This is a genomic window from Thermophilibacter sp. (assembly GCF_966187215.1).
The window spans coordinates 47,731-68,371 of the sequence record NZ_CBIFYV010000041.1; the positions used below are offsets into that span (position 1 = coordinate 47,731).

16 protein-coding genes are annotated in these 20,641 nt (G+C 68.6%); 2 read left to right on the forward strand and 14 right to left on the reverse strand.

Annotated features, from left to right (window positions below):
- Positions 1–324 precede the first annotated feature (324 nt).
- The 4 genes from ACWTSU_RS03885 to ACWTSU_RS03900 all read right to left on the reverse strand — a co-directional run bounded on the left by ACWTSU_RS03885 (position 325) and on the right by ACWTSU_RS03900 (position 5,043).
- The gene (locus ACWTSU_RS03885) at positions 325–957 is read right to left on the reverse strand and encodes a DNA-3-methyladenine glycosylase family protein (RefSeq protein WP_455138566.1); all 633 of its coding nucleotides are present in this window, start codon (positions 955–957) and stop codon (positions 325–327) included.
- Positions 958–1,004: 47 nt separating this feature from the next.
- Positions 1,005–3,161, reverse strand: coding sequence for a Tex family protein (locus ACWTSU_RS03890; protein WP_455138567.1), 2,157 nt, complete (start codon positions 3,159–3,161; stop codon positions 1,005–1,007).
- Positions 3,162–3,394: 233 nt separating this feature from the next.
- A complete protein-coding gene (locus tag ACWTSU_RS03895) occupies positions 3,395–3,913 on the reverse strand; it encodes a hypothetical protein (protein WP_455138568.1) in 519 nt (172 codons plus the stop codon).
- A 368-nt stretch (positions 3,914–4,281) separates the two neighbouring features.
- Entirely contained in the window at positions 4,282–5,043 is a 762-nt protein-coding gene (locus ACWTSU_RS03900) for a MerR family transcriptional regulator (RefSeq protein WP_455138569.1), read from the reverse strand.
- 110 nt (positions 5,044–5,153) lie between these two features.
- Between ACWTSU_RS03900 and ACWTSU_RS03905 the strand changes: the two genes are divergently transcribed.
- Positions 5,154–6,221 (forward strand): hypothetical protein, encoded by a 1,068-nt coding sequence (locus ACWTSU_RS03905; protein WP_455138570.1) that lies wholly within the window; start codon positions 5,154–5,156, stop codon positions 6,219–6,221.
- Positions 6,222–6,329: 108 nt separating this feature from the next.
- On the opposite strand, the gene guaA is transcribed toward ACWTSU_RS03905, so the two are convergent.
- The gene (guaA, locus tag ACWTSU_RS03910; protein ID WP_455138571.1) at positions 6,330–7,931 is read right to left on the reverse strand and encodes a glutamine-hydrolyzing GMP synthase; all 1,602 of its coding nucleotides are present in this window, start codon (positions 7,929–7,931) and stop codon (positions 6,330–6,332) included.
- A 191-nt stretch (positions 7,932–8,122) separates the two neighbouring features.
- On the opposite strand from guaA, the gene ACWTSU_RS03915 reads away from it, so the two are divergent.
- Positions 8,123–9,640, forward strand: coding sequence for an LCP family protein (locus ACWTSU_RS03915; RefSeq protein WP_455138572.1), 1,518 nt, complete (start codon positions 8,123–8,125; stop codon positions 9,638–9,640).
- Positions 9,641–9,664: 24 nt separating this feature from the next.
- Here the strand turns inward: ACWTSU_RS03915 and ACWTSU_RS03920 are convergent, their stop codons facing one another.
- From ACWTSU_RS03920 to ACWTSU_RS03960, 9 genes are all read right to left on the reverse strand, one after another.
- A complete protein-coding gene (locus ACWTSU_RS03920; RefSeq protein ID WP_455138573.1) occupies positions 9,665–11,191 on the reverse strand; it encodes a RyR domain-containing protein in 1,527 nt (508 codons plus the stop codon).
- A complete protein-coding gene (locus ACWTSU_RS03925) occupies positions 11,188–13,611 on the reverse strand; it encodes a hypothetical protein (protein ID WP_455138574.1) in 2,424 nt (807 codons plus the stop codon). Before ACWTSU_RS03925 ends, ACWTSU_RS03920 begins: the two co-directional genes overlap by 4 nt.
- 27 nt (positions 13,612–13,638) lie before the next feature.
- Positions 13,639–14,349 carry a PP2C family protein-serine/threonine phosphatase gene (locus ACWTSU_RS03930; protein ID WP_455138575.1) on the reverse strand — a complete coding sequence of 237 codons (711 nt, stop codon included), beginning with the start codon at positions 14,347–14,349 and terminating at the stop codon, positions 13,639–13,641.
- Positions 14,346–15,455 carry a transglutaminase domain-containing protein gene (locus ACWTSU_RS03935; RefSeq protein ID WP_455138576.1) on the reverse strand — a complete coding sequence of 370 codons (1,110 nt, stop codon included), beginning with the start codon at positions 15,453–15,455 and terminating at the stop codon, positions 14,346–14,348. Before ACWTSU_RS03935 ends, ACWTSU_RS03930 begins: the two co-directional genes overlap by 4 nt.
- Before the next feature lie 5 nt (positions 15,456–15,460).
- Positions 15,461–16,726 (reverse strand): hypothetical protein, encoded by a 1,266-nt coding sequence (locus ACWTSU_RS03940; protein WP_455138577.1) that lies wholly within the window; start codon positions 16,724–16,726, stop codon positions 15,461–15,463.
- Between the two features lie 2 nt (positions 16,727–16,728).
- Positions 16,729–17,916, reverse strand: coding sequence for a type IV secretory system conjugative DNA transfer family protein (locus ACWTSU_RS03945; RefSeq protein ID WP_455138578.1), 1,188 nt, complete (start codon positions 17,914–17,916; stop codon positions 16,729–16,731).
- A 120-nt stretch (positions 17,917–18,036) separates the two neighbouring features.
- Positions 18,037–18,711, reverse strand: a complete 675-nt coding sequence (locus tag ACWTSU_RS03950) for a hypothetical protein (RefSeq protein WP_455138579.1) — start codon at positions 18,709–18,711, stop codon at positions 18,037–18,039.
- Between the two features lie 5 nt (positions 18,712–18,716).
- Positions 18,717–19,025: a hypothetical protein gene (locus tag ACWTSU_RS03955; RefSeq protein WP_455138580.1), complete on the reverse strand. Its 309-nt coding sequence runs from the start codon at positions 19,023–19,025 to the stop codon at positions 18,717–18,719.
- A gap of 52 nt (positions 19,026–19,077) precedes the next feature.
- On the reverse strand, positions 19,078–20,583 hold the full coding sequence (locus ACWTSU_RS03960; protein WP_455138581.1) for a hypothetical protein: 1,506 nt from the start codon (positions 20,581–20,583) through the stop codon (positions 19,078–19,080).
- Positions 20,584–20,641 lie beyond the last annotated feature (58 nt).

The following is a 20,641-nucleotide window of genomic DNA, read 5'->3' on the forward strand; positions in this document are numbered from 1 at the left end:
CCCCCTCCGCGCCCGTCGTCGCCTCCCATGGTACGCGAGGCGGCGCCGAGCGAGGGGCGGCCTCGCTCATGGCGACGCTGTTGCCGCACCTCGACCACTAGAAATCCGAACACAAGTGGCAGAGGGTGGCGCCTCGGAGGGCCCACGGCATCGCCCATCTCACAAGTTGGGCGGTTTTTGGCAACCCCCTTGAGCAGCAACCAGATACGACCCTGCATCGTCGCAGGTAGGGAGGGGCGTACCTCGCCGGCCTACTCAAGGAGCCCCGTCAAAAACCACCCAACTTGTGAACCGGAGTGGAAATACGGCCCCGAGCGCCGCACATCACAGGTCGCGCGCGTCCAGCTCCCGCACCAATCCGCTGTTGAGCGCTCGGTACAGGTAGCGAACCGCCGTCGACGCGTAGGGGTGCCAGAGGTCGCAGACCACCGTGCGCACCCCCTCGTCGGTGACCGGGGCGCCATAGAGCCACGCGAACGCCTGGCGGAAGGCCCCGTCCTCCACGGGCAGGATGTCGGGGCGCCCCAGATAGAACAGCAGGAACATGTCGGCGGTCCACTTCCCCACGCCCGGCAGGGCGCAGAGCCGCGCGCTCACCTCGCCGTCGGGCAGCCCGCGGAGCGCCTCGAGATCGTGCTCGCACGCGTACGCCGCCACCCCGACCAGGCTGCGCGCCTTGCGACCGGACATGCCGCACGCGCGCAGGTCCTCCTCGGGGAGCGCCGCCACGGTCTCGGGGCGAAAGTCGTCGCCGCAGAGGTCGTAGACCCGGCGGTCGATGGTCGCAGCCGCTTTCATAGAGAGCATCTGCTCGATGATCGAATGCGCCAGGCTGTGGAACGCCGAGGCGGGCGCGCCGTGCTCGAGGGGTCCCATTCGCCCGATGAGGCGCGAGAGCCGCCAGTCGCGCTCGCGCAGGTGCAGGACCTCCGGGCTGTCAAGAGCTATCGTCGGCATCGGGCGCCCCCTCTCGCCGGCCGCCCATGCCTCGGCCGGAACCTTGGCTACTTCCCCGGAACCATGGTAAGCGAGATGCGCTTGCGGTCGCGGTCGACCTGCTCGACCCACACCTTCACGGTGTCGCCGACGCTCACCACGTCGCTCGGGTGCTTGACGAAGCGGCGCGCCAGCTTGGAGATGTGCACGAGGCCGTCCTGGTGCACGCCCACGTCCACGAACGCGCCGAAGTCCACGACGTTGCGCACGGTGCCCGTGAGCTCCATGCCGGGCTGCAGGTCGTCGATCGAGAGCGCCGCGCGGCTGAAGACCGGCGCCGGCGCGTCGTCGCGCGGGTCGCGGCCGGGCTTCTCGAGCTCGCCCAAGATGTCGAGAAGGGTCATGATGCCGCAGCCCAGCTCGCCGGCGAGCGTGGCCGCGTTGCCCACGCGCTGGCGGATGTCGGGGATGCCGCCGCGCGCGAGGTCCTTCTCGCCCACGCCGGCGCGCTCGAGCAGGGCGCGCGCGACGGCGTAGCTCTCGGGGTGCACGGCCGTGGCGTCGAGCGGATTGGCGGCGCCGGGGATGCGCAGGAAGCCCGCGCACTGCTCGAACGCCTTGGGGCCGAGCTTGGGCACGTCCTTGAGCTGCCGGCGGTCGGAGAAGGCGCCGTGCTCCTCGCGCCAGGCCACGATGTTGCGCGCCACCGTGGGGGTGATGCCCGAGACGTAGCCCAGCAGGCTCGCGCTCGCCGTGTTGACGTTCACGCCTACGCGGTTGACCACGTCCTCCACCACGTTGCCAAGCGCGCGGGCCAGCTCGCCCTGGTCGAGGTCGTGCTGGTACTGGCCCACGCCGATCGACTGCGGCGGGATCTTCACGAGCTCGGCCAGCGGGTCCTGCAGGCGCCGGCCCAGGCTCATGGCGCCGCGCGTGGTCACGTCGAGGTCCGGGTACTCCTGGCTGGCCAGCTCGGAGGCTGAGTACACGGACGCGCCGGCCTCGTTGACGATCGTGTAGCGCAGCTCCGGCGCGGACTCAGCGATGAAGTCCGAGACGACCTCCTCGGTCTCGCGGCTCGCGGTTCCGTTGCCGATCACGATGGTGTTGATGCGGTGCTTCTTCACCAGCCGCGCGAGCTCGCGCTTGGTTCCGGCCACGTCGTGGCGCGGCTTGGTGGGGTACACCACGCCGTGGTCGAGCAGCGCGCCGTACTCGTCGAGCACGGCCACCTTGCAGCCCGTGCGGTAGCCCGGGTCGAGGGCGATGATGCGCGCGCCGCGCACCGGCCGGGCGGAGAGCAGCCCCTCGAGGTTCTTGGCAAAGACCTTGATGGCGTCGGTCTGCGCGCGCACCGTGAGCTTGGCGCGCAGCTCTCGCTCGAGTGACGGGGCCATGAGGCGCTTGTAGCCGTCCGCGATCGCCGCGTCGAAGACCGGCGCGAAGACGCCCTGGCGCCGCGGCCAGCGCGCGGCCAGGCGCGCCACCGCCGCGGGCTCGTCCACGCGCACGCGCACGCGGAGCTTCTCCTCGCGCTCGCCGCGGTCGATGGCCAGCACGCGGTGGTTGGGGATCTTGGCCGCCGGCTCGGAGAAGTCGTAGTACGGCTCGTACGGGGTCTTCTCGTCCGCGTTCACGGCCACCGAGACGATGTCGGCCGTGGCCTCGGTGAAGGCACGCAGGTCGGCCACGTTCTCGGGGTCCTCCGCCACGGTCTCGGCCACGATGTCGGAGGCGCCGGCGAGGGCGCGCTCGGGCGTGTCAAAGCCCGCGGCGGCCGCCTCGGGCGTGACGAAACGCGCTGCCTCGTCGAGAGCGCTCCCCTTGGTCTTGACCTGCATGATGATCATGTTGGCGAGCGGCTCGAGCCCGGCCTCGCGCGCCTTCTGCGCGCGGGTCTGGCGCTTCTTGCGATAGGGCTTATAGAGGTCCTCCACGCGCTGGAGCTGCGTGGCCGCACGAATCTGCTCCTCCAGCTCGGGCGTCAGCTTGCCCTGCGCGTCGATGAGCAGCAGGACGTCCTCCTTGCGCTGCTCGAGGTTGCGCAGGTAGCCCAGGCGCTCGTCGAGCGCGCGCAGGGCGACGTCGTCCATGCCGCCCGTGGCCTCCTTGCGGTAGCGGGCGATGAACGGGATGGTGTTGCCCTCGTCGATGAGCTTGACCGCGGCCTCCACGGCGGCGGTCTTGAGGCCGAGCTCCTCGGCGAGCGTGGAGATGATGTCCATTGAGCGTGACTCCCTCGGTTGCGTGCGGAGGGACAAGGATAGCCGTGTCCGCCGCCCGGGGCAAAGGCCGTGCCAACTTACGTACACTCTCGTCGGTTACGTACGCTATTCAATTGCTTATCCATTGCACCCGACTGACGTTTTCCCAGGTCATCAGCTTGGCGGGACTAATATCAGACTCGAAATGGTGTACGTAACCGGAGGATGAGCTCGCAGCCACCGAGCCGGACCTGCTACCGCGCGGGGACGTGGCGCGAGAACAGGTCGGTCAGCTCAGCCAGCTCGGCCCCGGTGAGGTCGTTGGCGTCCACCAGGACCAGCTTGTTGTCGCCCCGCTTGAGATAGAGGTACTGGCCCATGGTGCCGTGCGCGACGAAGGAGTTCCAGTAGCAGAGGCTGCTGCCGAGGTTCGACTCGATGCGCACGCCGTCATCGTCGAAGGCGTACTCGACGACGCCCGAGCGAAACGCCTTGTCCAGGAGCCGCTCCGAGCGCCGCAGCACGAAGCGCTGGAACGCCTTGGCCCGGAGACCCAGCGCGAGCGACGCCACGCCAACGACGAGGAACACGACGCCCTGAGCCGACCCCTTTGCCAGCACCAGCGCCGATCCGCACACGAGCAGAAGGGCGCCCGCCAGCACCAGCAGGGGTCCGCAGATGCGCCGCCCGCGTACGTTTCTGGGGCTCTCCAGGGCGATCTCGGCCGCCGTATCCTTCTTCTCGTCGCTCAGATCCAGACGATAGGTAACCATGAGCCCCCCTTCGGCCGGCGCTCGTCGCGACCATTATGCGTCAACATCGGGACGGGCGGCGTTCGTGGGGCTCGGACATGCCGAAGCAGCGATTAACACACGCCTTCCGTCATGATTTGCTCGCTAGTGCGTAACGCGGCGCCATCGATGCAAGAAACGCTCGCTATTGCGAAGCCCCTCTGAGAAAAAATAGCCATTTGGTTCAATATACAATCTATTGACCTGGGGAAACGCATTCCGGATACTCCCCCACACCCGCAAACGCTTCGCACTAGCGGGCAAATCTCTCATCGCGAAGCCTTGACACCGCAATAGCGGGCAAATCTTGCATCTCCCTGACCTCCAAACCCCTGAGCACCCGGCGACCATCATGCATGCGCGACGATCGCATCCCGCAGCCATGCCGCGCAGCCGGGAACATCTCGGTCGTAGTAGGCTGTGAAGCGCTCGTCTGCCACATACGACTCCGCAAGGCCCCGGTGCGCCTCAACCGAATACGACGGCCATGTGTAGCCGAGCCACTGTCGGTGAAGCTCGCAGACGCGGGCACCTTCTGGACCCGCCGGGTCAGCACTCGTCCGAACGGCCGAGGCCAGCGCTTCGAGAATCCTGGCGTCGAGTTCCTGCCAAGTCGCACACTCGCGTTCGCTCATGCCCAGCACCTCTCGGTTGGTCGCGTCAATCGCCTCGTCCCCATAGCGCCCTCGCGCTTCAACGCCGTAGCGGCGCTCGTTGTCCTCAACGAGCCTGTACTTGAAACCCTCAAACTTCTCGCTGTCGGCCATATCCAGCTCTCCTCTCATCTCAGCGAGCGTTCGCTCGACTGTCGCTATCAGCGTGTTCAGCTGGTCGCGCTCTGCAATGAGCTCGTCGAGATGGCGAACAAGGGCAGCGACGCGATCGTCCGAGGTCGTGCTCAGAAGCGGGGCGATGTCGCGCACGGCAACGCCAAGGTGCCTCAGCAGCAGGATCTCCTGCAGGCGATCGACGTCCTCGGCGGCGTAGAGCCGGTAACCATTTGTTGGATCGCGCCCTGGCGCAATCAGCCCCGCCTCCTCGTAGAATCTGAGCGCACGAACCGACACACCCGAGAGCTCCGCGAGCTCTCCGATTTTGTATCGCCTCCCCATCTCATCACCCCCGGACACACGGTAGACCCTCCCGTAACGTAAGGGTCAAGCGGACCGACAAAATCGATCCGGACAAACCGACGGGCCACATGGCGCCTATTGGAGGAGAAATGATAGGTTTCTCAGCGCTGTTCTACCCTGAGCACGAGAGGTTCTACAACGCGCTCGTCCACCATCTTCTGGAGATAGAGATGTACGCGGAGGGGCCGGACGAAGCGGACGACCTGATCGAACTGCTCATGCCCGCCTATCTGAGGAGGGAGCAGTTCCTCAGGTGTCGACAAGTGTTCCTGGAGCTCTACGAATGGACGTCCGACGACTTCACGCACGCGCTCACGTCCTTTCACGAGCTGGCGCTCTACCAGTTTGTCGAGCACGTGGCCGACTTGCAGAGCGATATCCCCGAGCTCGACTCGATCTACTTCGATGAGCACATCGAGGGGCTGCTCGAGCGGGCCTGCGCCAGAGAGCGGGCCAACGGCCCCGACGAGCCGGATCTCGAGCTGTTCTACCGCAACCTCTCGACGATGGGAGAGCTCCTGTTTGATGACCTCGACTTCCTCATCATCCCCACCCTGCAGTCTCAGCGCACGCTGGGGAGCACGCTTCTCGAGCGCCGGCTCGGCATCAACATCGACTTCTATTTCGAGCTGCTCCCCCTCGACATACAGTGGCAGTATCCGTCCGGACACATCACGCTCGTCGGGGAGCTGGAGGCCCTGATCGAGTACCTCGATCGGCGCGTCAGCCGCGGATCCCTGAACAAGCTGCTCTGGAATGAGGGGAAACCGGCGGATGAGCGCCGAATCCAGCTCGTCCTTGAGAACGTGATAGACGCCTACTTTGAGAACAGGCCCGTGGACATCACGCGGGAGGCCCAGCTTGCCGACGGCAAGATCGACTTCAAGTTCTACATGAACCAGGACGAGAAGGTCCTCGTTGAGGTGAAGCGCGCCAATAGCTCGTACCTCAAGAGGGGATACGAGCGGCAGCTCCTCAGCTATCTGGAGTCGTCCAACTACACCAATGCGTTCTACCTCATCGTCTGCTTCTCGGACCATGACTATGAGCGCGCCCATACGTTCATACGAGAGAACGTCTACACGGACGTGATGCAGCTCTACATCAACATCGCCGTTCTCGACGCGCGCAAGAGGCGCCCCGCCTCAAGAAGATAGCGACGCTCCGGAGCGGCGCGAGCCCGATGCAACGCGGGCCCCAGTCGCTGACAGAATGGCGAAAATAAGGCCGTAATACAGCAAATTTTGGAGAAAATCAGTTGGAACTTACTCCCACTCGATCGTCGCGGGAGGCTTCGACGTGATGTCGTACGCCACGCGGTTCACGCCGGCCACCTCGTCCACGATGCGCTTTGAGACGCGCGTCAGCACGTCGTAGGGCAGCTTCGCCCAATCCGCGGTCATGGCGTCGGAGCTCTCCACGGCGCGCAGGATCACGGGCCGCTGGTAGGTGCGCTCGTCGCCCATCACGCCCACGCTGCGCACGTCGGGCAGCACCGCGAAGTACTGCCAGCAGCTGTGCTCGGAGTTGCGCTCGCCGGTCTCCTCAAAGAGCCGCTGGTTGTACGCGTCGAGCTCCTCGCGCACGATCGCGTCCGCGTTCTTCAGGATCTCCAGCTTCTCGGGCGTCACCGCGCCGATGATGCGGATGGCCAGGCCCGGACCCGGGAACGGCTGACGGAACACGATGTAGTCCGGCAGCCCCAGCGCCAGACCCAGCTCGCGCACCTCGTCCTTGAAGAAGTGGTCGAGGGGCTCGATGAGGTCGAAGTGCACGCCCTCCGGGAACGGGATCAGGTTGTGGTGGCTCTTGATGGTCGACGCCTTGCCGCCGGTCTTGCGCGCGCCGCTCTCGATGATGTCGGGATAAATCGTGCCCTGCGCGAGGTACTTGACCGGGCGCCCGTCGTCGGAGAGCTGCTGCGCCACGGCAAAGAACTCCTCCCAGAACTGCGTGCCGATGATACGGCGCTTCTGCTCCGGGTCGGTCACGCCGTCGAGCAGCCTGGCGTAGCGCTCCTCGGCGTGCACGTGGATGAAGTCCACGTCGAACTGCTTGGTGAAGACCTCCTCCACCTGCTCCGGCTCGCCCTTGCGCAGGAGGCCGTGGTTGATGAAGACGCAGGTCATCTGCTTGCCGATGGCGCGCGCGCCCAGCGCCGCCACCACGGACGAGTCAACGCCGCCGGAGAGCGCCAGGATCACGCGGTCGCCGCCGACCTTCTCGCGAATCTCCGCGGTCAGGGTCTCCACCAGGTTGTCCATGGTCCACGTGGGCGCAAGCCCGCAGATGCCGAACAGGAAGTTCGAGAGGATCTCGCGCCCGTGCTCGGTATGGCGCACCTCGGGGTGGAACTGCGTCGAGAAGAACCGGCGCTCGGGATCCTCCATCGAGGCCACGGGGCACACGTCGGTCGACGACGTCACGCGGAAGCCCTCGGGCGCGCGGCTCACGGCATCGCGGTGGCTCATCCACACGGTCTGCTCGGCCGGCGTGTCGCCAAAGAGCTCGGACTCGCCCGAGCGGCGCACCACGGCCGGGCCGTACTCGCCCACCTCGGAGTGCGCGACCTCGCCGCCCAGCGTCGCGGCCATGATCTGGTGGCCGTAGCAGAAGCCGAGCACGGGCACGCCCAGCGAGAAGATCTTGGGGTCCACGCCCGGCGCGTCCTCGGCGTACACGCTCGCGGGGCCGCCGGAGAGGATCAACGCGGAGGGCGCCATCGCGGCGAGCTCGTCGGCCGGGATGTCACACGGGACGATCTCGGAGTACACGCGCAGGTCGCGCACGCGCCGCGCGATCAGCTGCCCGTACTGGGCGCCGAAGTCCAGAACCGCCACGAACTGCTTGGGGGTAGCCTCGCTCATCGACCCTCTTCTTCCTCTCGCAGGGAGGCGCCCGGACGGCGCCGACGACAGTTATCATTGTGACAGTTTATAGAGAATGCCGCCATTTTCGCGGACCTTCATGCGCAGCACACGTCTCTTCCCTATCATTTGTGGGTCCGTTTCGCTCAGCCGGACGGGGCGGCAGCCTCGACGTAGCAGAAAGGGCCCTCATGGCTGACAGAAAGTCCCATCGCAGCATGACGCGCGAGGAGCAGGTGCGCCGATCGCAGAGCCGCTACGGCGGCGGGGCCTCGCACGCGGCGCACGCCGCGGGCGCCCGCGCCTCCAAGCGCTCGCGGACCGCCGGCGCCCACGCCGCGTCGCGTTCGGACGGGGCCACCGCCTACGCCGACCGTCGCCGCAAGAAGAGCCGCGGCCGCGCGTTGCGCGTCGCGCTCGTCACCGTGCTCGTGGCCCTCGTGGGCGTGGGCGCCGCCGCGGCAGCCTACATAGCCCACATCAACAGCGCGCTCAGCAACAACGTCTCGGACGACCTGCGCGCCCAGCTCTCCGAGCCCGTCCAGCAGAGCGACCCGTTCTACATGCTCCTGCTGGGCGTCGACAAGAGCGAGGCCCGCGCGGAGGACTGGGGCGGCGACGCCTCCAACTTCCGCTCCGACACCATCATCCTCGCGCGCATCGACGCGCCCGCCCAGAAGGTGACCCTCGTCTCGATCCCGCGCGACACCATGGTCGACATGGGCGAGTACGGCGAGCGCAAGATCAACGACGCCTACTCCATCGGCCAGGGCGCCTACATGGTCGAGACCGTCGAGAAGTTCGCGGGCGTGGACATCTCCGCCTACGCCGAGGTCGACTTCGAGCAGCTCATCTCGATCGTCGACACGATCGGCGGCATTGAGATCACGCTGCCGCGCGCCGTCCAGGACGAGCTCGCCGACGTCGACCTCCCCGCGGGCACGCAGACCATCAACGGCGCCCAGGCCCTCGGCCTGTGCCGCGCGCGCCACGCCTACGACGACATGGGCGGCGGCGACTTCTATCGCGCCGCCAACCAGCGCATGGTCATCGGCGCCATCGTCAAGAAGGTCCTCCAGCTCGACCCCGTGACCATGCTCAGCACGGTCTCCCAGCTCGCGGAGGGCCTCACCGTCTATCCGTTCAGCGTCACCGACATCGTCGGCCTCGCGCGGCAGTTCCAGAACTTCGACGTGGACAACGGCTTCTACTCGGGCCAGACGCCCACCACCTCCACGTACACGAACAACCTCTGGTACGAGATCCCCGACGAGCAGGCCTGGACCGAGATGATGGAGCGCGTGGACGCGGGCCTGCCTCCCTACTCCGACGAGAGCCAGGACTTCACGGCGGGCGTCGCCGGGTCGATCGGCATCAGCTCCGGCGACGGCAGCTCCGACGGCAGTGGCTCCGGGGACGAGGCCACGTTCACCGGCTCGGTGCTCGTCCTCAACGGCACCGATGTGAACGGCCTGGCCATGAGCCACGCCACCGATCTCGAGGAGGCGGGCTTCTCGGTGCTCGCCGACAACGCCTCCACCAACGACCAGACGACGACCATGGTCTACTACAACGGCAGCGCCGCCTCAAAGGCGCGCGGCGTGGCGCAGACCCTGGGCGTCGACGAGTCGAACATCGCCGAGAACCCCGGCGACTTCTCCACGGACTACGACGTGGTGGTCATCCTCGGCTCCGACCAGTCCGAGTAGAGACCGGGCCCAGCGCGCGAGGCGCTACCTCGTCACCGCGAGCCCCGCGGACGCCACGAGGCCGAGCATCTCCCTCATTGGCGCCCGGTCGTACTCCCTGACCTCCTCGGAGAGCTCGTCCCAGCTCACCAGATACGGGGACACCTTCCGCTCCACGTCCTTCTCGGGGCCATAGGCCCAGCCGGCGCCGACACGCTCGTCGACCCAGCGGTCGTGCTCGACGCGGGCGAGAAACTCCACCTCGTCAGCGGTGAGCTCCCGAACGCGGCTCGTCTCGTCGCACTCCTGCGCGAGCACGAGCTCGTAGCCCAGCAGGCGCACCTTGTCGCAATAGGAGCGCGCCTGCTCCAGGCAGGACGCCCTGAAGTCCTCGGGCTGCCCGTCATAGGTGTCGTACTCGACGGGCAGGCCGTCCCCTCTTCGGTGCTCGCGATAGTTCTCGAAGACCGCGCGGGCGAGCCGCTCGATCGTCTCCCGCTCGAGGATCATCTCGACGCTCCTCTCAAGTCGAATGCGGTCCAGCGTGTCAACATAGCCGGCGTGGCGCGTCTCACCCTGCGCGATGGCGACCGCGCGAGCCGAGACGTCCCTGTACGCCTCCTCGACCGTCGGAAGCCCCGCCAGGCGAGCCTCCGCCCAGACGTCACGCAGCAGCACGCGCCGCGAGAAGATGCCGTCGGGACCCATCCTGATCGGAGAGCGCCGGGAGCGCAGGACGCCGCGCACCTCCTCGTCCCCGAGCTCCGACGCAGCGCGCCCGGACAGCACCTCGGCAGCGACCACCGCGAGATAGCCGAGATCCTGCTCGAGCAGGGTGGGGACGCGGCCCAGGCACGCAAGCCCTCCCTCGGAGAAGAGCCGGTCGTAGTAGCCCTCGCACCGCACGGTCCCCCGACGCTCGCCGGTAACGAACTCCAGGTCGAGCAGGGTGGCGCGCAGGCCCTCCGGCCCCGGGCCCCAGCGGCGCAGGGCGATGTTGGCCGAGCGCAGGTCCCGATGATAGAGCCCCTGTCTATGCAGAGCCTCAACCTGGCAGAGCACGTCAAACAGTATCTTGTGGGCCGCGCGGGCTCCCTCGGGCGTGGACGAATCGGGAAGGGGGTCGCCATCATGGTCCCGGCCGTCGGAGAAGGCGGGCACGGGCGCCCCGCGCAGCGCGTCCTCCAGGCTCACGCCCACGTCCTCCTCGACCAGCATGGGCAGAGCGCGATCGCCCGGTCCGGCGTCGGGCAGCCTTCTTCGCGCATCCACCTCGAGGGTGCGCGGCCCTACCCCAAGGGCGGAGCCCAGGACGAGACCTGCGCGCTCCCGCGCATAGTCCACGTCCCGGCCCTCGCGCGCAAAGAACACGGCGCACGCGGGAACCCCGTGCCCCCCGGAATCACGGGCATGCACATACGTGCCGTGATACACATACTTCTTGCCCGAGCTCGAGCGGGCCTGCGCGCGAGCGGGGACGGGCTGGGCGCAGAGGAAGTAGCCCCCATCGAAGGAGATGGCGCGCGCGTCCGCCGAAGCCGGCGCCCCGCCATCGATGAAGTCCTCGGTCACAGCGCGCCACCAACTCCCACCGCCACCTGTCCCGCAAGACGGATGACGTCGCCGCGGCGCAGGACGACCTCCGGGACCTCGACACGCTCCTGGGGCATCCAGGTGGCGTCGAGCATCTTGTCGAGACGACGCTCCGTTCCCTCCAGCACGAGGGCGCTCTCGCGCACGAGGACGATTCCCCCTCCGCCCTCCCTTTCCTGGCGGAGAACCGCCGTGCCCTGCAGGGAGCCGGCATCCACGAGCGTGAGGCGACCGTCCCTGAGGTAGGCCACGGCGTGTCGAGCGGAGACGTCCGCCGAGGGCAGCGCCACGAAGCAGCTCCTCTCCGCCTCGTCAAAACTCGAGAAGACCTCGTCAACGCAGGCGCGCATCTTCCGCAGGGAGAGGGTCTTCACGCGCGACGGCGACATGACCGGCACGAGGACCCTACGAAGCCTCGTGACCGCCAGGCGCATGGAGGGGTCGCGCCCGTGCCTTTCCCCATACTCGTCCTCCAGCCTGTCGAGAAGGAGATCTATCTTGGATCGATTGCCCGCCACGGGGTCGCCGTCGCGGTCGCACAGGAAGCGCTGGTCGTTGAAGTAGGTCGTGAGCACGCCCTCCAGGAGGCTTGAGACCCGCGCCCGCACGCTCGGCATCCGGGCGTCACGACGCTTCCTCGCCTCGTCCTCGTCGAGAGCCCTCCCGTCCGGACCCCGAACGTCCCCTGCGACGGCACGTGCGTACTCGTCCTCGCGCTGCGCGCGCAGCAGGGAGGTCAGGAGCTCGTTGAGCTCCTCCGCCGCCCGACGGGCGGCCCCCACGAGCGTCCCCTCGGCGCAACGCCCGTTCGTTCCAAGATCGAGCACCGGGCCCTCGGCTGAATCGGCATCCACGCAAAAGGACAGGCGCAGACAGTCGTCGAGCGCCCGCAGGGAGGCGTCGCGGAGCTCCCGCGCGGTGTCCAGCTGACCCGCCGCGATCGCCTCCAGGCGGGCAAACTCTTTGAGCGCAGTCCTCCCCTCCCTGGTAGAAGCGTCAAAGCGTGAGCCTATGGCCGCCTTCAGCCGCGCGGGGAGCCCGTCTGGGTCCTTCTCGTCGAGATGCGTCTCCGGCTGGAAGAACATGCCCAGCAGCTCCTTCGCCCGGTCCGCCCAGGACGTCCAGAACCTCGGGTCCCGCTCTCGTCCCAGCACGCAGACAACGAGCCCGTCGGGAGCATCGTCGGCGAGCCTGAGGTCAAAGGAGCCCACGTCGCGCCGGCCCACTCGAACGCTCAGCGGAACCGCTCCCGAGCCCCTTCCCAGGCAGTCGTCGTCGAGGCGCTGATCGGACACTATGAGATCGTCGGCCGTCGCGCGATCGCTCGGGCCGAGCGCCGCCTCGAGACCCACGCAGCTCGAGACCATGATCAACCAGATGAGCTCGGCACGATGCTGCGCCCAGGCGGGCACCACGGCCCGGCCGGTCTCGCGGGAGCGCTGGAAGAGGTGCTCGATGGTCGAGGACTCCGTGCGCCGCCCCGTCTCGAACGCCCTGTCAGCCATCTCCGCCTCGTCGACGCACCTCCTGAAGAGATCCTCTGCGCGAAACCTGAACTCCTCGACGCGAGCCTCTCCCGCGAGCGCGCCGTCATCTATGAAGCAGCCGCACAGCTCGTCCACGAGCCTTTCGAGGGGAGCCTCCCCCTCGCCAGGGTCATACGACCAGAAGTCGAGGTCGTAGAGATTGAGCAGCAGGCCGGGGTCGTCCTCGGAGGCGTGGGTGCGCTGCGTGTACACCCACAGGGGGAGCAGGGTGCGATAGTCCTCGAGCAGCCTGCGCTCCCGACTCCCGTCATCCGAGAGGGCGTTGACCGACTTCCGCAGGTCACGGTAGAAGCGCAGCTCACCGAGCGCACGCTCGATCACTCCCTCGGCAATCTTGGCAAACCGAGACTGCTGGGACTCCCCCAGGACACTCATCAGGTAGTCCTCGACCTCTTGGGCGATGGGCGGATACACCCATTCTTTGTAGAACTGCTCGCGCACCCACCTCTGCTTCTTCTCGCTAAGGCGCAGGCGCCCCGTTGTGTCACGCCGCTCGGAAGGGTCCGCTCCCTCCTCTTGCGGCTGAGCTTGATTGCGTCCTCTGGCGGGGCGCCGCTTGGCCCCGCCGAGGATCTTGGCGTAGAGCTTCCTCAGGAGGTCGACCTCCTCCTGCGGCCGGGGTCTCTGGCCATCGTCCTCGGTGGAGAGAATCAGGTTGGTGAACGCGGAGGCGTAGCAGGTGAAGTAGTTTCCCCCTGAGACCATCTGGTCGGCGATGGCCCCCGCCTCGTTCGGTCCGATGCCCACGAGCACCCAGGGGTTCGCCACGCGATCGCCGGCGTTTCTCGCCCCGTAGAGGTCGGTTAGGTACGAGCCGAGCGCTCTGCTCACGTGGTAGATGGGAACGGGCATGGTGACTCCTCTCTCGGCGAGACCACCTCACTGTAAGACACCTTGCAGAGACCTTGACCGAGACTCGACGAGCGGACCACAGAGGGCAACGGTCACGTCGTCGGGAGAGGCGCAGCTCCTCGCAAGCCCGACGAGGCGCATGGCCGCGTCAGCAAGCGTCGCCGACCCCCTCACGACCTCGGCGAGCTCGCGCGCCGCCGCAAAGCGCCAGAACCCGTCCGAGCAGACGAGAAGGACGTGCGAATCCAGGCAGCCCTCCCCGATGAAGCTGACGCGGGGAGCGCTTCGGCCGTCCCCGAGGTACGCCCCCGCGCCCCCGGGCTCGTCCCGGCAGACCTCCTCGACGCCCTCGGGCCCCACGAGGAAGGCGCGGACGTCTCCCAGGGCGGCGAAGCGAATGCCCCCGGCCCCGGGCGCGCAGACGCACCCCGTCGCGCCGCCCGGGGAGCGGAGCACCTCCCTCCCCAATGAGGCGAGATCACGACTCGCGCCCGCGAGCGCCTGCGCGGGTCCTCTCCCGCTCAGGAGGCCTCGTCGCACCCGGTTGGCGGCGAGCTCGGCGAAGACCTCGCCCGCCCCAAGCCCGCCGATGCCGTCGAAGACACAGAAACCGCGCCCGCACACGCAGACCCTGTCCTCGTTGATCTCCCGCCCGACGCCGCGCAGCGTCGCCGCGGCGACGTCGAAGCCGCCGACGCGCGCCATGTGCAGCTCGGGCGCGTGGGCGACGCCGCTCATGAGAGCGCCTCCACGCAGAAGACCATGCGGTCATAGTTGGGGTAGATGGCGTAGCCCCGACCCGTGCGGCCGAGCGCGGAGCTCTGCGAGACGCCGCGCTCGATGGCCCCGTCGGCCTGGGCGCGGCTCTCCCAGATGCGGGGCATGGCGAACTCCGCCCCGCCCCGATGGGGCAGGTCGCGGTCCACGATCTTCGAGAGGTTCGTGGCCGATGCCGCGACCAGGTCCCTGCTCTCGTAGTAGCGCAGGGACCCGCCCCCATCCGGCAGCGATTCGGACGCGTCGCGCCGGTGGCTCGCGGCGATCTCGGCGTCCGTGACGCCGAAGTAGTCGTGCCGGACGACGGCGTGCGAGATCGACGCGTCAAAGGTCACGTCCACGTTGGCCCACTCGGACGCCTCGCCCGGACGCAGCTGGTCTCGGGAGCTCCGCTCCGTGCGCGCCGGCGCCGCGACGAGGTTCCAGGCGTGGGGCCCGAAACCGTCGGACGGGCGACTGGAGTCCCGCGCCTCACCCGAGACCACGCAGCAGGCCAGGCCGCAGCGATCGCAGAGGTACTTGTACGCCCTGGCCACGCCGTCGCACACCCCGACGCCGTAGACGAGCGGGCCCGACGCCTCGTGCGCGTACGAGCGCTCGCCGTCCGCGTACGCAAAGTGCCCGGCGAGCCAGTCGTGCAGCGCGACGAGGTCCTCGAGCCGGCGGTCGCGGTGCGCCGTCGTCCCGGGCGGCGCCGGGTGCCGTGCGCGCATGCGCTCCTCGACCACCTCGTCCGTAGCGCGCCCCATGGCCTCGAGGACGGACAGGACGTCCTTCTCATCCAGGCGATAACGGGGACAGTACGTGAGATTGAGCGCGCATGGTCCGAGGCTCGTCAGGTTGGCGGTCCCCGAGCCCACGTAGAAGAGCTCGGGGACGTCCAGCTTGGCGAGGCCGACGATCCTACCCAGGTCGTCCATCGTCACCATGCGCGGCATCCGGATGCTCCCGCGATACTCGAGCAGCCCGTCCACCAGGGCGTCGTAGGCCTCCCGCTCGGGGCCGGCCTCGGGCCGGTGCGGAAGGAACCTCGTCCGCACGTCCACGTAGTCCTTGATCCTTCTCATCATCCTCACCTCACCGCGATTCCCCTGCCGGCCCCGGGCCGGCCCGCCTCGAGGACGAAGAACTCGCCCTCACCGAGCGCGCGCAGCTCCTCGGGCCTGACCACGCGCTCGCGCTTGACGGAGCGCGTGGTGCTCCTGCCATCCGTGTAGTTGACGCCAAAGGTGCCGAAGCCCCCGCCTCCCGAGCGCGTGAACGAGACGTCGACCTTGTCGTACTCGCCAAAGACGGAGGAGGCCAGGTCGGCCGAGGCGTGCCCCTGGGCAAAGCACAGCACCCGGGAGCTCGAGGCGACCCATCGCCTGAGCTCGTCCTCGGACGAGAAGAACTCGAGCGCCTCGCTCGTGACGATGGCCCAGCTGATGCCCACGGCGCTCCTGAGCGGCTGCGCCAGCGCGTCCCAATCCGCCACGGAGCCGGCACAGACCACCAGGGTGAGCGGGGCACGGTGACGAGCGCAGAGCCGCGCCTCGGCAAAGACGAGGGCGAGAAGCGCGCGGGCCTGGCCGGAGCCCACGTCCAGAACGACGGTCCCCGGGGCAGGAGAGAGCGCCGCGTCCACCACGGAGGTCGTGAGCGACGTCGAGAGCGGGTCAGCGAGGAGCGCCCCCTCGCTCACCGCCTCCCGGAAGAACCCCTCCACGAACGAGCGGCACGCCGTCGGCACGTCGAGGCACGCCCGGAGGTCCGCCGCCTCCGCGGCATCGATCGCGCCCGTGAGCTCGAGACGCCCGATCACCTCGTGCAGGCGGTTGTGGGGACACTCCGCGAGCAGGCGAACGGACGCGGGGAGGCCCCGGCGGCCGAGCACGCGGACGAGCGCTCCCGCGTAGGCGCCGGCCTCCTGGGGAGCGTTCGGAGCGAGCCTGAGGGACTCCTCCAGAAGCTCGGTCGCGTCGTCCGCCGTGCGCCGCGCGAGCGGCTCATAGAGAGGCCGGGCGGCGTCCGCAAGCGTCACCCCCGGGCACCCGGCGGACACGAGGTCATCCGCGAGCGCACGCGCGCCCTCGGCCACGACGACCACGGAGGAGCCGCGCGCGACGGACTCCTTGATGAGCCCACAGAGCGCTGGGGCACGAACCTCGTCGGGAGCGCCCAGCACAAGCGAGCGAGATGACCCCACGAGCAGGCTCTCCGACGGCACCTCCCCGTACGCCACGATCCCGCGCGCCGCGTCGTTCTCCCGGCGCGCCTTGCGCAGGACGCTCCCCCGGGCCACGAGGTCGCGCGCCCAGACGGCCAGTCCCGTCCCCACCCCCAGAAAGCTCGCCATGCCTAGTACCTCCCAAACTGAAACCTCAGGGGACCCGCGAACGGGCGGAAGAGGAACGCCTCTCCCCGCCCGAGGGACGCGAGGTCCCAGTCCTCCACCACATGCGCCTCGCGCAACTCGAAGCTCGCCCGCCCCTCCCCCGAGAGATAGGAGAGCTCCCTCAGGCAGGCGCCCCCTCGCTCCCGCGCGCAGGCGCGCGTGGCCTCGTCGCTCGGACGAAAGCAGACGAGCGTCTGGAACCCGGACACGAGGGCCGCCCCCGCGTCCCGCCCGTAGGCGTCATAGAGCTGCTCGACGCTCTGCGCCGCCGCGATCACCCTCACCCCCTGGCTCCGGCCGAAGGAGAGGGCGTTCTCGAGGAAGAGCAGGTGGGGCAGCATGGGAAGCTCGTCGATGAACACGTAGGTGCTCGACCCCGGACGCCTCCCCGCCAGGGCCTCCTTGAGAAACGAGTCGATGATCACCTGGTAGGCGGGAGTGGCCGCGCGAGTGACGTCATACTCCACGAAGACCGTCCCGACGCCCCCGCGGTGGAACTGCCTCGACGAGAAGGCCCCGCACTCGCCGAACCCGCCCGAGAAGAGCGCCGACGTGGCCTCCTGGAGCTCGGCGAGCACGCCGAGCGCCTGATCGGAGGAGCCGTCGCCGAGGTACTTGAGAGACCCGGAGAAGCGCCGCTCGTGCCCGAGAAACTCGTGGAGGCCCGAGGAGGTCGCCCCGAGGAGGTAGTCGCGCAGCGCACGGTTGTTGAGGTTTTTGCGCCGGAACTCGCGGTCCTTCTCGGAGCAGACGCACAGCGCGCCGAGCACGTCCGCAAAGAGGTCGCGCGCCGCCTTGGGGAAGAAGGGGCTCGAGGAGCGCTCGACCGCGTCGGCGAAGACCGTCTGCGCCACCTCCCGCGCGTTCTCTGCCACGTCCTCCTCCCCCCAGCCGTCGGCGACCACGTCGCCGCAGACGTTCCATGCGTCCGCCCCACCGGGGACGGCAAGGTCAAGGGAGGGGTCGAGCAGAGAGAGGAAGTCCCCCTTGGGGTCAAAGACGCACATCGTGTCGCCGGGACGCAGCGACGCCTTGACCTGGCGCAGGAGCTCGCGCAGCGCATTGGTCTTGCCCGTGCCCGAGGGCCCGAGGAACAGCACGTGGGTGGCGAGGTCGCCTTCCGCGAGGGAGAGGGTCGCCTTTCTGCCCATAGACCACCCCGAGAGCCGGGCGAGGGCTCCGGGCGCAGGGGCCGGTGCCTCCACCCTCCAGTCATCCCCGCTCAGGACCCTGTCTCTGACGGTCATTCGAGCCCTCCTTCCTGGAAGCACCTACATCCTGCTCAGACCATGGCCGCGGCGTTGCGCAACCGCGCTCTGCTCCGCCCACTCGTCCCCTCCGGACTCGAACGCCTCGCGGGCCCCGTCATGGCCGTCTCCCCCGACGCCGAGGTCCCGTTCGCCCCGGTCCTCACCGGTCGTCTCCCGCGCGACGTCACGCTCGGCGACATCCGCCCGCTCCGCGCGCAGCTGGCTGAGCCGGTCGCTCGCAAAGCCGCGCGCGTCCGCCTCCACGGGCTGGTTCCAATAGGCGCGCGGGTTCTCGTCGAAGCGAACGTAGCCGCCCGGCTCGAGGTTCCTGGCCCATACCCGGGCGGTCTCCGCGTCCTCGCAGGGGACGCGGCCCTCTGCCACGTCGTGCTGGAAGGCGTGGCGCCCCTCGTGGAGGACCGTCTCCACCATCTTGTCCGGGTCGCTCCCGTAGAGGGACCCCTCCCCCAGCTGTGAGGCGTTCACGTAGATGGTCTGGTCGCCGGTCTGGTAGCGACCGAGCTCGATGCCGTCGTCTCCCGTGTAGAGCCACGCGCTCTCCACGGTGCGCGCGTCTCGCCCGCACTCCCCGGCCACGTGGTCCTCGACGGCCTGGAGCACCTCGACCTTGCCCTCCTCGGAGAGCCTTGACCAGACCTCCCGGTCGGTCATCCTGAGCGCGTCCTCGTAGGTCATCGCGCTCACATCCGCTCGGCGAGCGCGCGGGAGGCCGTCGCGGGGTCGCAGCGATACCAGTCGACGAACACGAGGCAGGCGGGGTAGGAGAGGCCCAGCCCCATGAGGTCGCGCACGCTGCGCCCGCCCACGGCGACGTCCGTCTGGTCGGACCGGTCATGGACCCAGCGCGCCACGGCCTCGTCGAGGTCGCCGTGGTCGGCCGCGACGAAGTGGGTCAGATCGTGCGCCGTCACCTCGGCGGCACGGGACGAGTAGCCGCACTCCTCGCGGAGAATCTGCGCGATGAGGGACTCGTCGTTTGCGTTCATCATGTGGTTCCCCTCTCTGATGAGACGTCCGGCAGACGCCCCGGACGATTTGCGGCTAGTCGGAAAGGATGGAGACGGCGAGGCCGAGGAGGAAGATCACGAGCAGGACGCCGAGAAGGGCGGCGATCACAACGCACAGGAGGGCGAGCAGGGCCATGCTCCCGACGGCGGACGCCCCGGCGAGGAAGTAGCTCTTGTCCTCGGCGCGCTTGACGAAGAGGAGGTTGTAGGCCACGACGCCCGCGAGCGCGGAGATGAGGAACGCCGCCCGCAGCCAGTCGGGATAGCCGACGCCCAACGAGATGCCGACCATCTCGCAGATGGGCAGGGCGGCACCGAGAAGCGCGAAGACCGCCGATCCGATGAGCAGCGAGACGACCCAGTACGGCGCCCCCAGCGCCGCCGCCTGAGTCGGGGAGGACGCCTGGACCGCCGCCGCCACGCCGTTGGCGGCGCGCGAGGCCCTGCCCGAGCCCGCGAAGGGCGGGACCGTCGCCTGCGGCGTGCCGCCCGCATTCGCGAGCTTGCCCGGGGCAGCACCCGCGTACCTGGCATCCGCGGCGCAGTAGGGGCAGTTCGAGGCCCCTTTCCAGTACCAATGGCCGTGGCGGCAGGAGACGAGCTCGCTGCGGTAACGCTTGAGGGCGGCCCCCCACTCCCGGGCGGTCGGTCGGACGGCGGGCTTGGCGTGCCCGTCCACGAAGGCACGACGGAAGAGCTCCACCAGGTAGGGCGGAAACTCCTTGAGCTCGGGGGCGCTCGGGCTCACCTTGACGCCGCGCACCTTCCTGAAGAACGGCGTCTCGCCGCGCTCCACGCGCACGAGCGTCTTCACGGGAGCGGGGACGGAGCCGTTCGAGAGGGGCACCGGCGTGCACCGGAACGGGTGCACGCCGTTCATGAGCATCCTGAAGACGTGGACCGCGAGCGCATAGTCGTCCGCATGCGTCGAGAACACGCCCTCCGGGCAGTTCGCGTAGCCGCCGCCGGAGACGTGGGCCGCGCGCACGATCTCGGGAGCCACGATGTCGTCGTTGAAGACCTCGCAGCGAAAGACCCTGCCGCCCGCGCGCACGCAGAACGAGTCCGTATCCACGAGGGCGGGGTGTCCGCCCTCCTCCATGATGACGTTCTGGCCGTTGAAGTCACCGACGACCTGTCCCATCTGGTGCAGCACGTCCAGGACGTCGCAGAGCTCGATGAGGAAGCCCACCTTCTCGCGCATCGTGACCCGCATCCCCGAGGGGGCGGGATACTCGTGAAGCTCCTCGAGGAGGTACCTGCTCTTGACGAGCCTCATGCCAAACCCGACGAAGGAGCGGCGCGCGGCGTCGGAGTAGAGCGCGGCCACGGGCCACGCCACCGCCTCGGGCATGAGCGCTCCCCCGGCGGCGATGCCGACCATCGCCTCGATCTTCTCGCGGTGAGCCTCCGCGTCGGAGGTGTAGATCTTGGCGACGAAGCGCGGGTGGCCCGCAATGGAGTAGACGCTCCCCTCGCCGCCTCCGCCGAGCCTGTTCTGAAGCTCGATCCTTGTTCCGTTCTGGTCGTAGACAATCATGCGAGCTCCCTTCTCCTCGCTCCCAATCCAACAATTCGATCGTGAGGGCCGGCGTCGT

Coding starts and splice junctions, on each gene's coding strand:
- ACWTSU_RS03885 (WP_455138566.1), bottom strand. CDS start 957: ATGCCGACGATAGCTCTTGACAGCCCGGAGGTCCTGCACCTGCGCGAG.
- ACWTSU_RS03890 (WP_455138567.1), bottom strand. CDS start 3,161: ATGGACATCATCTCCACGCTCGCCGAGGAGCTCGGCCTCAAGACCGCC.
- ACWTSU_RS03895 (WP_455138568.1), bottom strand. CDS start 3,913: ATGGTTACCTATCGTCTGGATCTGAGCGACGAGAAGAAGGATACGGCG.
- ACWTSU_RS03900 (WP_455138569.1), bottom strand. CDS start 5,043: ATGGGGAGGCGATACAAAATCGGAGAGCTCGCGGAGCTCTCGGGTGTG.
- ACWTSU_RS03905 (WP_455138570.1), top strand. CDS start 5,154: ATGATAGGTTTCTCAGCGCTGTTCTACCCTGAGCACGAGAGGTTCTAC.
- guaA (WP_455138571.1), bottom strand. CDS start 7,931: ATGAGCGAGGCTACCCCCAAGCAGTTCGTGGCGGTTCTGGACTTCGGC.
- ACWTSU_RS03915 (WP_455138572.1), top strand. CDS start 8,123: ATGGCTGACAGAAAGTCCCATCGCAGCATGACGCGCGAGGAGCAGGTG.
- ACWTSU_RS03925 (WP_455138574.1), bottom strand. CDS start 13,611: ATGCCCGTTCCCATCTACCACGTGAGCAGAGCGCTCGGCTCGTACCTA.
- ACWTSU_RS03930 (WP_455138575.1), bottom strand. CDS start 14,349: ATGAGCGGCGTCGCCCACGCGCCCGAGCTGCACATGGCGCGCGTCGGC.
- ACWTSU_RS03935 (WP_455138576.1), bottom strand. CDS start 15,455: ATGAGAAGGATCAAGGACTACGTGGACGTGCGGACGAGGTTCCTTCCG.
- ACWTSU_RS03940 (WP_455138577.1), bottom strand. CDS start 16,726: ATGGCGAGCTTTCTGGGGGTGGGGACGGGACTGGCCGTCTGGGCGCGC.
- ACWTSU_RS03945 (WP_455138578.1), bottom strand. CDS start 17,916: ATGGGCAGAAAGGCGACCCTCTCCCTCGCGGAAGGCGACCTCGCCACC.
- ACWTSU_RS03950 (WP_455138579.1), bottom strand. CDS start 18,711: ATGACCTACGAGGACGCGCTCAGGATGACCGACCGGGAGGTCTGGTCA.
- ACWTSU_RS03955 (WP_455138580.1), bottom strand. CDS start 19,025: ATGATGAACGCAAACGACGAGTCCCTCATCGCGCAGATTCTCCGCGAG.
- ACWTSU_RS03960 (WP_455138581.1), bottom strand. CDS start 20,583: ATGATTGTCTACGACCAGAACGGAACAAGGATCGAGCTTCAGAACAGG.